The organism is Pseudarthrobacter oxydans, assembly GCF_013314975.1.
Lineage (GTDB): Bacteria > Actinomycetota > Actinomycetes > Actinomycetales > Micrococcaceae > Arthrobacter > Arthrobacter oxydans.
Genome location: NZ_JABTYH010000031.1, coordinates 34,029 through 46,845, shown reverse-complemented (window position 1 = coordinate 46,845; position 12,817 = coordinate 34,029). Strand labels below are relative to the sequence as shown.

Here is a 12,817-nt window from a genome sequence, read left to right as displayed (position 1 = left end):
TAAACCCTCATGGAGCCGCTCGTCGGTGCGTTAACGAAGCAGCAGGGCACAGAACTGAAAATCTCAGTAAACGATTTCTAGCAAACGCAGCTTGTGACTGTCAACACATATTTTCATGCTGAGTTGCTTATCTAAAAGAAAGTTTCCGTAGATATTGCCTAACTATTTCTGTTCTGGCTAAGCTGATCCCCACGTCGCGGAAGCGTCATCACCGGAGGTTTTGTTTGGCTACTCACACCACCCCTGCTGCCGGGGGGCGCGTTTCCAGCGGGAGGAATCCCCTCGCTGTCCACAACACGGATCTGCGGCAGTCCGCCGCTCTTGCGCCCCGCCCCTATTTCCACCCGGTCCGGTCGCTCGCCGGGACCGTGACCACGCAAGCACTGCCGGCCGACCATCCTCACCACCTGGGCCTGTCCATTGCATTCGCCGACGTCAACGGAACGAACTTCTGGGGCGGGTCCACCTACACGCCCGCCAATGGGCCTGTGCTCCTGGACAACCACGGGGTCCAGCGCCCGCACGGCTGGCAGTCAGCGCCGGATGCCGAATTTGGGGGTGTGTCCTGGTTCTCCAACTCCGGCGGGCAACTCGCGGCGGAGCAGCGTCGTATCGAATACCTTCACCACCCCGAACCTGCCTGCTGGTCCCTTTCGGTGTTCTCGGTGATAGTCCCGGCGGAGGGCATACAGCGGCTGGAGGTGTCGTCGTCGGCAGTCAAAGGCAGGAAAGGCGCCGGATACGGCGGCATATTCTGGCGCTTTCCCGACGTCACCGGCCGGCCGGTGGTTCTTTCCGAGGCTGGACGCGGCGCCGATGCCGCCCACGGCTCGGGGTCACCCTGGCTCTCGGTCAGCATGGTGATCGACGAGGCGCCGGTGTCTGTGCTCCTCGCCCAGGAACCGGACCAGCTGCTTCCCTGGTTCATCAGGGCCGGAGACTACCTTGGCGCAGGCCCGGCAGTTTCATGGACCCAACCGGCCGTGGTGGACCACAACAATCCGCTGAGGCTGGCCCTGCACGCAGTCGTCCATGACGGTGCAGTTACCACGCCCGCCCAGGCCCTCGAGCTTCTCCAGCAGCACCCTTTCGCCAGCCGCAATTCACCCGACAGGACATCATGACCACCCGCCTTCCCGCCCCCGTCTATCAGAACCCCATCCTCAATGCCGACTGGCCGGACCCTGACGCTATCCAGGTGGACGGCGTCTATTACCTCATTGCCTCAAGCTTCAACCGCGTCCCCGGACTGCCTATCCTTCGCTCCCGGAACCTGGTGGACTGGGAGCACGCCGGCCACGCGCTGTGTGCGCTGCCCCAGCGCAGCCACTACTCGCTGGTACGCCACGGCAGCGGCGTGTGGGCTCCTTCGCTGCGGCACCATGACGGGCGTTTCTGGATTTTCTATCCCGACCCTGACCACGGCATCTTTGTGCTGAGTGCCGAAAAGGCAGAGGGGCCGTGGACCGCTCCCCACCTCCTGTATCCCGGCCGCGGCCTCATCGACCCCTGCCCTTTGTGGGACGACGACGGCCAGGCTTACCTTGTGCACGGCTGGGCCAAGAGCAGGATCGGAGTGAAGAACCGGCTTACGGTCCACCGGATGAGCCTGGATGCAACCAGGCTCCTGGACCGCGGAACCCACGTAATCGACGGAGCGGACCTTCCGGGTTACACAACCCTGGAGGGTCCGAAGTTCTACAAAAGGGAGGGCTGGTACTGGATCTTCGCGCCCGCCGGCGGGGTGGCTACAGGCTGGCAGTCGGTGTTCCGGTCCAGGTCCCCGTTCGGGCCATATGAGGAGCGGCGCGTCCTGGACCAGGGGAACACCCAGGTCAATGGTCCGCACCAGGGCGCCTGGGTTACAAGCCCGCGCGGCGAGGACTGGTTCCTGCACTTCCAAGACCGCGGCCCCTATGGCCGGGTGGTCCACCTGCAGCCGATGGGCTGGGCCGCGGACGGCTGGCCCTGGATGGGGCACCAGTCCGACGGCGGGGGACCGGGAACGCCGGTGCCCACCCACCCCTACCCGGCGGGTACCTTCACAGACCAAGCGGTCCTGCCGGCCAGTGACGACTTCTCCTCGCACCGGCTGGGACCGCAGTGGCACTGGCAGGCGAATCCCCGGGATGACTGGGCGTACCAGTGCGGGGGAGGACACCTGGTCCTCAAACCTCAGGCCAATGATCCGGTCAACCTTCGTGAGCTCCCCAATGTGCTGGGACAGGTCCTGCCCGGTACCCCGTCAACCTTCACCACGTCGGTGGAGCTGCAGGATGTGCCGGTGGGGACGCGGGCAGGCGTGGTGGTATTAGGCCGGCAGTACGCGTGGCTGGGCATCGTCAGGACAGAAGATGGATATGTCCTGGGCGACGGGACCGGCGGGGATGTCCCTCACGAGCAGCGGCTGGGCCGGAAAATGGCGCTGCCGGGGCCGCGCATAGAACTGCAGATCCGTACCGACGGAACCCCCCGGTCCACCTTTGCGTGGCGTTCCGGGCCGGGGAAGCCCTGGGAGGTGCAGGGCTGGAACTTCGAGGTGGTCAAGGGGCAATGGATCGGAGCTGAGCTGGGGCTCTTTGCCACGTCACCGCTGGGTTCGGAGGAAGGAGGCAGTGTTATCGTGGGACCCGTGCGCGTGGATGTTGCGCCCGCGCGCCGCCCCACCGAACCGCTCCTCGCCGCCGCAACCACATGACCCCAAGGACCGCCCCGTGACCGCCACTCCGCGTCCCAAGATAGCTGACGTTGCGGCCGTGGCGGGTGTATCCGTGCCCACGGTGTCCAAAGTGCTCAACGGCCGGATCCACGTGTCCGACGCCACCCGCGCCAAGGTCCAGCAGGCGCTCGAAGAGCTTGATTATTCCAAACGGGCGGCTGCTGCCAGCCAGCCTGGCTTCCTGCAGCTGGTGGTCAACAACTTCGATTCACCATGGGTCCTGGAAACCATGTCAGGAGTTGAGGCGGCCGCGGACCGGCTGGGTTATGCCGTGGCCTATGCGCGCGCAGAACATGCCACCGTTGAACGTTGGCGAAAGCTGCGCGAACCTTCCGTGAACCGGCTGGACGGAGTGCTGCTGCTGGCTCCGCGGAAGGGCTCACGCCTGGTGACCACGTTACGGACCCTGAAAATCCCCGCCGTCGCAATCGACCCGGAAGGAACCGAAGGGCTGCCGATTCCCAGTGTGAGCCCGGCGTCGTTCTCCGGCGCCCTTGCCGCCGTCAGCCACCTGCTGGGCCAGGGCCACCGCCGGATCGGTATCATCACCGGCCGGAAGCACAGCCCCGGCCATGGACGTGCCCGGTACGCCGCCTATGCCGCTGCGCTGCACGAGGCCGGGCTGCCCGTCCTGCCCGATCTGGTCAAGGACGGCGATTTCAGTATCGAATCCGGCATGCGGCTGGGCGGGGAATTGCTGGACCTGCCAGAGCCGCCCACGGCGATCTTCACGGGCAGTGACCTGCAGGCCCTGGGCGTGATGAACGCGGCAGGGCAGCGCTCGCTGCATGTACCGGAGGATCTCAGCATCGTGGGGTTTGACGACATTGCCCAGTCGGCGTTGACGTCGCCGCCGCTTACCACGGTCCGCCAGCCCCTGGCCCAGCTGGCCTCCATGGCAGTGGGTATGCTCACGGAGCAGCAGGACCTGCCGGGTGCAGCCGTCCCCACGGCCCTGGAAGTTGCCACGGAACTGGTTGTCCGCGGAACCACCGCCCCGCCGGCGCGGTGACGCCCTGATCCCAGGGGAAAGCCGGCCTACTTCGCCTCGAGCACCAGGTTCTTGAGGTCGTCCAGCGTCTGCTGCATGTGGTTATCCATGGCCTCCCGGGACCGCGCAGGGTCACGGGATTCCAGCGCCTCGGCGATTTTCTGGTGGTGCCCGATTGCGTGCTCCTGGATTTCCCGGACCGCGGACGTCTGGGTGCGGCGCTTCTGCAGCACCTGGTGCAGCGGTTCGAACAGGACGGACACAAAAACGTTCTCGGAGGCATGCAGGATCAGGTCGTGGAATGCCAGGTCCGCTTCCACAAAGGCGGCAACATCGTTGACCTCGTGGGCGGCGCGCATGCTGTCCACGTGGCTGTAGAGAGCCTGGATATCCTCATCGCGGATCCGCCCGGCAGCCAATTCGCAGGCACCTGTTTCCAGCATCCGCCGGAGCTCGATGAGCTGGACTGAGGTCTCTGCCTCGTTCTTTCCCTCCGACGCAGCACGCAACACCGCCTCAAGCGACGCCCAGCGGTTCAGGGGGTTAACGAACGTGCCGCGGCCGCGTTCAACACTGAGGATCCGCTGGGCCTGCAGTGTTTTCATGGCCTCGCGCACCGTCATCCTGCTGACCTCGTGCCTGGCACTCAGTTCGTGTTCACCCGGCACCGTGGCGCCGGGCGGGAACTCACCGGTGATGATGCGGTCCAGTAGCTCATCCGCCACCTGTCCCACCAGTGATTGCCTCGCCATTGTGCCCCCGTTGATCCTTCACTGCATATGTCGGACAAGTCTACTTGCGCGTCTGTATGTCGTGTGCCACACTAAACGAAATGCAAGATGTCAGACATCTTACAGTTATCTTTCCACCGGGATCCGCCGCGCCGGATTCGTACAACGTATTCATACACAATGGAGTGCACTGTGACGCTTGAAGCAGACGTTCTGGCCGCCTACCCGGCCGAGGTCCGGATTCCCGCCGAGCTGGTGGCCAGCGCCCTGGCCGCCTCCAATGCGGAAACCCCGCGGGCCTTGGTAGTGCTCGACGACGACCCCACCGGAACCCAGTCAGTTTCGGATTTGCCCGTGCTCACCCAGTGGGAAGTAGCGGACTTCATCTGGGCCTTCAGCCAGTCCAAGCCTGCCGTCTATGTCCTCACGAACACCCGCAGCCTGGACCCTGCCGAGGCCGCCGCTCGCAATGAGGAAGTGGTCCGCAACGCCCTCGCAGCCGCAGGGTCCCCCCAGGAACTGCGCCTCGGGTTCGTCAGCCGCAGCGATTCCACCCTCCGCGGCCACTACCCCCTGGAGCCGGACGTCATTGCCGCAACGGTTGCGGACGTCAGCGAAGAAAAGACCGACGGCGTGGTCCTGGTCCCAGCCTTCCCCGACGCCGGGCGCGTCACCATCGGCGGAGTCCACTACATGCGCGGCACAGGAGCGGAGACCGGCACACTCACCCCCGTGTCCGAGACGGAATTCGCCAAGGACGCCACCTTCGGGTTCAGCACCTCCGTCATGGCCGACTACGTTGAAGAGAAGTCGCAGGGCCGCTTCGGCGCCGGCTCGGTGATCGTCCTGGACCTCAACATCATCCGCGCCTCCACCGATCCGCAGGCCACTGCCAATGCCATCGCCGACGCCATCGAACCGGCCACCGGTTCCACCCCCATCGTGGCGGACATCGTCACCGAAAACGACCTTCGCGCCCTGTCCCTGGGCCTCGAAGAAGCCGAACGGCGCGGCAAGAAGCTCCTCTACCGGGTGGGCCCCCCGTTCGGGCGTGCCCGGATCGGCCAGGAGATCCGCACCGAACTCAGCGGCGCCGAGGCCTACGCAGGCAACACCCCCTCCGAGGCGGGGGGCCTGATCGTCGTCGGATCCCACGTGGGAGTCACCACGCGCCAGCTCAAGGCACTCACCGACCAGCACAGCGCCGCCCGGATCGTGGAGATCGACGTCGAAAAGCTGCTCGGAGCCCCCAGTGACGCCGAAGTGCACCTGGACCGGACCGTGGACACCGTCGCCGAAGCCCTCCGCGGCGGCGACGTCATCGTCCACACCAGCCGCCTGCTGATCAAGGCAGACGACCCCGCCGAAAGCCTGCGGATCGCCCGCACGGTTTCCGCCGCCGTCGTCGCCGTGGTCAACCGGACACTGAAGACCTTCCCGCCCCGGTTCGTCATCGCCAAGGGCGGCATCACCTCCTCGGACGTGGCCGCCCACGGCCTTGAGATCCGCCACGCCATTGTCCGCGGCCCCATGCTGCCGGGCATCGTCTCCCTTTGGGAGCCCGTGGATGGCCCCGCCAAGGGCATCCCGTACATCGTCTTCGCCGGCAACGTGGGCGATGACCAGTCCCTCGCCGACGTGACCCGCAAGCTCAGCAGCACCTTCTAGTCCCCACCCGCTACAGATCCCGCACACATTCAATGGAGAACACCATGACCAGCAACTACACCGTCACGGTCCTGGGCCTCGGCGCCATGGGCCTGCCCATGGCCACCCGCCTGGCGTCCCAGCTGACCGTCCACGGCTTCGACATCGCCGAACCCCGCCTGAAGCTCGCCGAAGAGGCCGGCATCGCAACCTTCGCCACCGCCCGCGAGGCCGCCAAGGGCGCCGACGCCGTCCTCCTGGCCGTCCGCAACGGCGAGCAGCTCAACGACGTCCTGTTCGGCCAGGGCGGCGTGGCCTCGGTGCTGGAGCCGGGCGCCGTCGTCATCCTCGGCAGCACCGTCGGCACCGAAGCCATCCCGGCCACCGTCGAAAAGCTGGCCGAATACGGCGTCGAGCTTGTTGACGCGCCGCTGTCCGGCGGCCCCAAGCGCGCCGGCGAAGGCGACCTGCTGATCGTCGTCGGCGCTTCCCCGGAAGCCCGCGCAAAAGCGGCCCCCGCGCTGGAACTGCTGGCCTCCACCCTGACCGTGGTGGGTGACAAGCCCGGCGACGGACAGGCCCTCAAGACCGTCAACCAGCTGCTCTGCGGCGTCCACATCGCCGCGGCCGCAGAAGCCATGGCCCTCGCCGACGCGCTGGGACTGGACCAGGCCAAGACCCTCGCCGCGCTCGAGGCCGGCGCCGCGGGTTCGTTCATGCTCTCCAACCGCGGCCCGCGCATCCTCGAGGCGTACACCGAGGAAGGCGCCGAGGTCCTGTCCCGCCTGGACATCTTCGTCAAGGACATGGGCATCGTGGGCAAGGCCACCCGCGCCGCGGGCCTGGCAGCCCCGGTGGCCGCCGCCGCCGAACAGCTCTACCTCCTGGGCCAGGCCCAGGGCCTCGCCGCTGCCGACGACTCCGCCGTCATCAAGGTCGTCGCACCCACCAAGCGCACAAAGTAGCCCCACCTTCCCCCCAAACGTGCGACGGCGGCGGTCCCCCCTCCGCCGTCGTCGCACCCTCCCTGCCGTTCCCCAGCATTCCCCTCGAAAAACCAGCTCGCTAGTCTTGACTGGCGATGTCAAAGGAGACACACGATGAGCGCACTAGCTCTCCTGGCCATAGCAGCGGCGGGCGTCGCCCTGTTGCTTGTGGCCGTCATCAAGTTCAAAATCCCCGCCTTCCTCGCCCTTCTGGTGGTCAGCGTCGCTGTTGCCCTGGTGGCGGGCATTCCGCTGCCGGACGTCATCAAAACGGTCACCGAAGGCATGGGCGGAACCCTCGGGTCCGTGGCCATTTTGGTCGGCCTCGGCGCCATGCTCGGCAAGATGATCGAAATTTCCGGCGGCGCACAGTCGCTGGCCGGCAAGTTCACGCAGCTGCTCGGCCCCCGCCGGGTCATCGCCGCGCTGACGGCCGCAGCCTTCCTGCTGGCCATCCCCGTCTTCTTCGACGTTGGATTCATCATCCTGATCCCCATCATCTACGGCTTCGCAAAGGCCGCCGGCGTCAACCCCGTCAAGATCGGCCTTCCGGTGGGCGCCATCATGCTCGCCATCCACGTTGTTGTCCCGCCGCACCCCGGCGTTGTGGGCGGCGCCGGCATCCTCGGCGCGGATATCGGCTGGACCACCATCCTGGGCCTCGTACTCTGCATTCCCGTGGGCGTCCTGGGCTACTTCGTTGCCCGCAGGCTGAACCGCCGCGACTTCCCCATGCTTCCCGCCACCGCCGAGCAGTTCCGCCTCTTTGGCACCGGCACGTCCCAGGTTGAACAGGAAGCCGCGCAGGGAACCTCTTCCGTGGCTGTCAGGAACCAGGTGAAGACGGCCCCCAGCCCGGCCATGATCATCACGCTCATCGTCCTGCCCATCCTGATGATCATGGTTGGCACCGTAGGCGCGGTCATCCTGCCCAAGGACTCCTTCCCCGCCCAGCTGGCCGCCTTTGTTGGCGCCCCGCTGATCGCCCTGCTCACCGCCCTGGGCCTGGCGTACTACTTCCTGGGAATCCGCCGCGGCTGGTCCTCCCAGCACACCGGCGAAGTCATGGACTCAGCCCTGGCTCCCACCGCCATCGTCATCCTGGTCACCGGTGCGGGCGGCGTCTTCGGCAAAGTCCTCACTGTCTCCGGCATCGGCAAGGCCCTCGCCGAAGGGCTGCAGACTGCAGGCCTTCCGGTCATCGTGATGGCGTTCATCCTCGCCGCCATCCTGCGCGCTTCCCAGGGTTCCGCCACCGTTGCCATCATCACCACCTCCGGCCTGCTGGCAGCATCCGTTGCCGACGGCGGGTTCTCACCCATCCAGACGGCCCTCATCCTGGTTGCGATCGGGTTCGGCGCCTTCGGACTCAGCCACGTCAATGACTCCGGTTTCTGGATCGTCACCCGGTACCTGGGGCTGTCCGTGGCTGACGGACTGAAGACCTGGACCGTGCTCACCACCATCCTGGGCCTGGCCGGGTTCGCGCTGACCTTCCTGGTGTGGGTCCTCGTGGGAGGCCTGGGCGTCTGATGCGCACCCGACTCGACCACCTGGTGACCTCGGCCCTCCAGCACGGCTCCGCCGTCCCGGCCTTCACCTGCTACGACTTCACCACGGCCATGGCAGTGGTGGCCGCAGCGGAGGAGGCGGGCCGCGGCGCCATCCTGCTGGTGGCTCCCAAGACTGCCGCCACGCCCAACGGACTGCGCCTCATAGGAGCCCTCCGGGGCCTCGCTGATGCCGCATCCGTGCCTGTGGCCGTGCAGCTTGACCACGCAACGGACCTTCAGGTGATGGCCGACGCCGTCGCGGCAGGGGCGGATTCCGTCCTCGCCGACGGTTCCGCGCTGCCGTACGAGGACAACATCGCGCTGGTCCGTGGTGCCCGGTCGCTCCTGGGCCCGGATGTTGTGCTTGAGGCCGAGCTTGGCGGCCTCGCCGGAGACGAGGACCGCGCCTTTGGTGCGGACCAGTCCGGTGTGGCCGTGGCCGGCCTGACGGATTCGGCGCTGGTGGAGGACTTTGTGTCCCGGACCGGCGCGGAACTGCTCGCCGTGGCGGTGGGGAACGTGCACGGCAAGTACAAGGGGGAGCCGCAGCTGCGCTGGGACGTCCTGCAGGACATCGCTGTGCGGACGCATATTCCGCTGGTGCTGCATGGTGCCTCGGGGATTCCCGCGGAGGAGCTGGTGAAGGCAGCCGCCATGAATGTTGGCAAGGTCAACTTCAACACCGAGCTCCGCACCGGGGTGCTGGCCACGCTGCAGGACCAGCTGCCGGGGCACCGGTCCGACGGTGAAAACCTCCAGGGGCTCCTGGGCCACTGGAACAGCTCGGCCCGCACCTTCGCCGCCCAAACGCTGGCAACGCTCACCCGCTGACGTTCACTCGATTTCTTGTCCAGTTGTGCAGGGTTGGACCCGCCTGGGGTCTGCATCGGTGGACAAAAGCTCCCGGAAGGGGAGGCTAGGATCAATCCCATGATCCTGGCCTCCCTCTTTTTTGCCCTCCTGGCTGGTGCGCTCCACGTCTATATCTTCACCATGGAGTCCGTCACCTGGACCAGGCCTGCCACCTGGAAGCGCTTCGGTGTGGCCACCCAGGCGGACGCGGAGACCACCAGGCCGCTTGCCTATAACCAGGGTTTCTACAACTTGTTCCTGGCGGTGGGAGCTTTCGTGGGGGCAGGGTTCGTGGCGCTGGCACCGGAGGACCAGGTCCTGGCAACCGCAGGCTGGACCCTGGTCTTCAGCTGCTGCGGTTCCATGTTGCTGGCTGCGCTTGTCCTGGCCCTGACCGGCAGGAAGTACCTCCGCGCTGCCGCAACCCAGGGGGCCACGCCGCTGCTCGCCGTCGTGCTGGGTGCCGCCGCACTCGCTGTCTAGCCACGGCCGGCCCTCCCGGACCGCTCCTTAACCTGCGCCACGGGCAGGCGCACAATGGAGCTGTAACCGGCAGTACCGCAAAGGGATGCAACGTGGGCGGAGCGAAGGAGCAGGGGCCAGACCCGTACGCCGGTCCGGCAGGCGGCCGTGACGAGGTCCTGGACCTTGTCCGGTTCAGCTGCCTGGCGCTGGTGGTGATGGGGCATACCATGATGGTCAGCCCTGTGCTGCACGCGGACGGGACGGTGACCTCCGAAAACACGTTGGGGAACCAGGACTGGTTCGAGCCCGTCATCTGGGTTTTTATGGTCATGCCGCTGTTCTTCGTGGCCGGCGGGGCCACCGGCCTGCAGTCCTGGCAGCGGCTCAGATGCCAGGGCGGCACTGCCGCTGACTTCCTCCACGCACGGCTCCTCCGCCTGGTGCGTCCGGCCGCTGTCCTGCTGGCAGCCATGTTCCTTGGATTCTGGATGGCCGGACGGCTTGGGGTGCACCCCCAGGTGGTGCAGCTGATGGCGGCCGGCGCGGCGATGCCGCTCTGGTTCCTTGCCGCCTACCTCGCCGCGCAGCTGGCCATCCCGGTCCTGGCTGCTTTCCACGCCCGCGGTCCCTGGCTGGCCATCGGGAGCCTGACAGCCCTGGTGGTGGCTGTCGACTGCCTGCGGGCCACACTGCCGCTGCTCGCCTACGCCAACCTGGTGTTTCTCTGGTGCGCCGTCCAACAGCTGGGCTTCCTTGCTGCGGACGGCCGCTTCGCCAGGATTTCCCGCTCACGGCTGCTGGCGCTGGTGCTCACGGCGCATCTCCTGCTGGGCCTCCTGACGGCCCTGGGGCTGTACCCGGTCAACATGCTGGTGAACCTCAATCCGCCCAACCTCACCCTTTTCCTCCTGGGCGTTTCGCAGGTGGCCCTGCTCGAACTGGCACGGCCCGCGTTGGCCCCCCTCTGTTCCCTCGGCTGGGTTCGTACGGTGCTCCGCGTGGCCGGCGGACGCTCGCTGACCGTCTATCTGTGGCATCTTCCCCTCCTGGCGGGAATGTCGGGCCTGCTCCTTCTCACCCCCGTCCCGATGCCTGCCTCCGGAAGCGCGGAGTGGTGGTGGTCGCGGCCCTTGGTCCTGCTGGCGCTGGTTGTCCTGCTGGTGCCCGCCGTTGCGGCGTTTGGACGCCTCGAGGAACGTCCGACGGCGCCGCCCCGCTTCCGCCGCCGGCCCGCCTTCCAGGTGGCGGGCGCGGCAGTGGTTGTCTTTATCCCGGCAGCAGCCGCCGCCGTCAACGGGCTGACGCTTGGACTGCTGGGGGCCGCGGCCGTGTGCTTCCTGGCGGCGCTGGCGTTCCTGCGCGGAGTGCGGCTCCCGTTCCGGCGCGGACGGCCCAACGGCCAGGAAATGACGGCAGGGGAAGAGGCATTGCCAGCGGAGTGAAGTAGTGCCAGTGTCGAACCATGACCGAGAACATGACGTCCACCGAAGACCAGTTCAGCCCTGACGTTTCACTGGCACGCAATGATGCAGAGCACCGGTATGAGCTGCGGGTGGACGGGAAACTGGCTGTCCAGTCCTTCTTCACGGACAAGCCCGGCCACATCGACTTCAGCCACACGGAAACCACGGAGGGCTTTGAAGGCCAGGGCCTGGGGAAGGTGCTGGCCCACTTCGCGCTCGACGATGTTGTGGCCACCGGCAAAAGGATCATTCCCCATTGCCCCTTCATCGCAGCCTATTTACGGAAGCATGAAGGGTATGAACAGTTCGTTGACTGGCCGGACAGCTGACCCGCGGACTGCACGGGCAGCCTGCCAAGCAGGCGCCCGCACCGGACGTGCGGGCAAGCAATCCTGCCGCGGCGTCCTGCGGCAGCCCTCAGCTGGCCAGGGCGTGCCCGCTGAGGACGGGTGCGTCGATGGTGAAACCACACGCGCACCGGTAGGTCTCCACGTGCTCGGACACCGGGCCGGTGCCCACCGGGCCCACCGTGGTTCCATCCACGTGGACGGGCAGCCGGACAGGCAGTTCTTCCGGATCCACCCGCTGCATCGGAGCGCGGCAATGCATGCGGGAACTCAGTGTCAGAAGCAGCCCCATGTCCGCGGGCGGGGTGGCGTCCAGCAGGGTTTCTGCCCGTACGCCGGTTACGTCGGGCGCCGTAAGCTGGTGGTCTGCAACGGTGGTCATGATGGGTCATCCTTGGGCTTCTTCACGGAACTGCCGGCGTTGGCAGCCCCGCCGCGAACTGCTTGCGGAGGTTCATTTACCCCAACACCTAAGCATGCTTACTAATGCCCGGGCAAATCCGCCGGTGCTCCAGCGCACCTTTCCGCCGCTTGCCGGCCCCGGGGCTGGCGGGGTCCAGCGGTTACGGATGCCTTTTAGCGACGCCGGCGCTGCCACTGCAGTGCATGCCAGAACAGCAGGCAGACCAGCGCCGCGAGTCCGGCGAAAATCGCGTAGGGGGCAAAGGTGAAAACGAGGAAAGATGCCGGCATGCCTCCCGCGGAGGGTCCCACCATGGAGTTCGCGTTGAGGAACACCCAGGCGCCGCCGCTGATGAGGGTGATGGTGAGGATCCACAGGGCAGCAATGAAGGGATTGACGGCCAGGCTGCGGCCCCTGCCGTAGTCTTCATCCCCCGCAGCGGTGGCTTCGCTGCGGACGGGGTTCCCGCCGCTGTCCACTTCCCTGAATCCGATCGCGCCCGCTGGTCCCTGTTCCACGTTTCCCCCTGGTTGCCGCGCAGCCCGGTCCGGCCGCCCAGTGCCAACCCTAGGCCCGTCGGGTCATGCCCGTCTTGTCATACGCCCGGACCGGCGCGGGGGATTGTGCAGCAGTCAGACCGCCCGCCGCCAGTCAATGACG

Annotated in this window: 13 protein-coding genes; 10 read left to right on the top strand and 3 right to left on the bottom strand. The window is 66.7% G+C overall.

Annotation, left to right across the window (positions count from 1 at the left end):
• The first annotated feature begins 224 nt into the window (after nucleotides 1–224).
• The 3 genes from HTS88_RS17470 to HTS88_RS17460 are packed head-to-tail and all read left to right on the top strand — an operon-like array spanning nucleotide 225 to nucleotide 3,731.
• Nucleotides 225–1,124 carry a DUF6807 family protein gene (locus HTS88_RS17470; protein ID WP_174180588.1) on the top strand — a complete coding sequence of 300 codons (900 nt, stop codon included), beginning with the start codon at nucleotides 225–227 and terminating at the stop codon, nucleotides 1,122–1,124.
• Complete coding sequence (locus tag HTS88_RS17465) at nucleotides 1,121–2,698, top strand: glycoside hydrolase family 43 protein (RefSeq protein WP_174180586.1); 1,578 nt, start codon at nucleotides 1,121–1,123, stop codon at nucleotides 2,696–2,698. The genes HTS88_RS17470 and HTS88_RS17465 overlap by 4 nt, the downstream gene beginning before the upstream one ends.
• Before the next feature lie 16 nt (nucleotides 2,699–2,714).
• A complete protein-coding gene (locus HTS88_RS17460) occupies nucleotides 2,715–3,731 on the top strand; it encodes a LacI family DNA-binding transcriptional regulator (RefSeq protein ID WP_343045005.1) in 1,017 nt (338 codons plus the stop codon).
• A gap of 26 nt (nucleotides 3,732–3,757) precedes the next feature.
• Here the strand turns inward: HTS88_RS17460 and HTS88_RS17455 are convergent, their stop codons facing one another.
• Entirely contained in the window at nucleotides 3,758–4,462 is a 705-nt protein-coding gene (locus HTS88_RS17455) for a FadR/GntR family transcriptional regulator (RefSeq protein WP_174180582.1), read from the bottom strand.
• A gap of 171 nt (nucleotides 4,463–4,633) precedes the next feature.
• Here HTS88_RS17455 and HTS88_RS17450 point away from each other — a divergent pair, with 171 nt between their 5' ends.
• The 7 genes from HTS88_RS17450 (at nucleotide 4,634) to HTS88_RS17420 (ending at nucleotide 11,736) form a co-directional block, all read left to right on the top strand.
• Entirely contained in the window at nucleotides 4,634–6,109 is a 1,476-nt protein-coding gene (locus HTS88_RS17450) for a four-carbon acid sugar kinase family protein (RefSeq protein WP_174180580.1), read from the top strand.
• Nucleotides 6,110–6,153: 44 nt separating this feature from the next.
• Nucleotides 6,154–7,053: an NAD(P)-dependent oxidoreductase gene (locus HTS88_RS17445; protein WP_174180578.1), complete on the top strand. Its 900-nt coding sequence runs from the start codon at nucleotides 6,154–6,156 to the stop codon at nucleotides 7,051–7,053.
• A 135-nt stretch (nucleotides 7,054–7,188) separates the two neighbouring features.
• The gene (locus HTS88_RS17440) at nucleotides 7,189–8,607 is read left to right on the top strand and encodes a GntP family transporter (RefSeq protein WP_174180576.1); all 1,419 of its coding nucleotides are present in this window, start codon (nucleotides 7,189–7,191) and stop codon (nucleotides 8,605–8,607) included.
• Complete coding sequence (locus HTS88_RS17435; RefSeq protein ID WP_174180574.1) at nucleotides 8,607–9,458, top strand: class II fructose-bisphosphate aldolase; 852 nt, start codon at nucleotides 8,607–8,609, stop codon at nucleotides 9,456–9,458. The genes HTS88_RS17440 and HTS88_RS17435 overlap by 1 nt, the downstream gene beginning before the upstream one ends.
• 99 nt (nucleotides 9,459–9,557) lie before the next feature.
• Entirely contained in the window at nucleotides 9,558–9,962 is a 405-nt protein-coding gene (locus HTS88_RS17430) for a DUF1304 domain-containing protein (protein WP_174180572.1), read from the top strand.
• Nucleotides 9,963–10,054: 92 nt separating this feature from the next.
• A complete protein-coding gene (locus HTS88_RS17425; RefSeq protein ID WP_251425915.1) occupies nucleotides 10,055–11,386 on the top strand; it encodes an acyltransferase family protein in 1,332 nt (443 codons plus the stop codon).
• A gap of 20 nt (nucleotides 11,387–11,406) precedes the next feature.
• The gene (locus HTS88_RS17420; RefSeq protein ID WP_174180570.1) at nucleotides 11,407–11,736 is read left to right on the top strand and encodes a GNAT family N-acetyltransferase; all 330 of its coding nucleotides are present in this window, start codon (nucleotides 11,407–11,409) and stop codon (nucleotides 11,734–11,736) included.
• An 88-nt stretch (nucleotides 11,737–11,824) separates the two neighbouring features.
• On the opposite strand, the gene HTS88_RS17415 is transcribed toward HTS88_RS17420, so the two are convergent.
• Together HTS88_RS17415 and HTS88_RS17410 are read right to left on the bottom strand one after the other, a co-directional pair.
• Nucleotides 11,825–12,136: a hypothetical protein gene (locus tag HTS88_RS17415; protein WP_174180568.1), complete on the bottom strand. Its 312-nt coding sequence runs from the start codon at nucleotides 12,134–12,136 to the stop codon at nucleotides 11,825–11,827.
• A gap of 194 nt (nucleotides 12,137–12,330) precedes the next feature.
• Nucleotides 12,331–12,675 (bottom strand): hypothetical protein, encoded by a 345-nt coding sequence (locus tag HTS88_RS17410; RefSeq protein WP_174180566.1) that lies wholly within the window; start codon nucleotides 12,673–12,675, stop codon nucleotides 12,331–12,333.
• Nucleotides 12,676–12,817 lie beyond the last annotated feature (142 nt).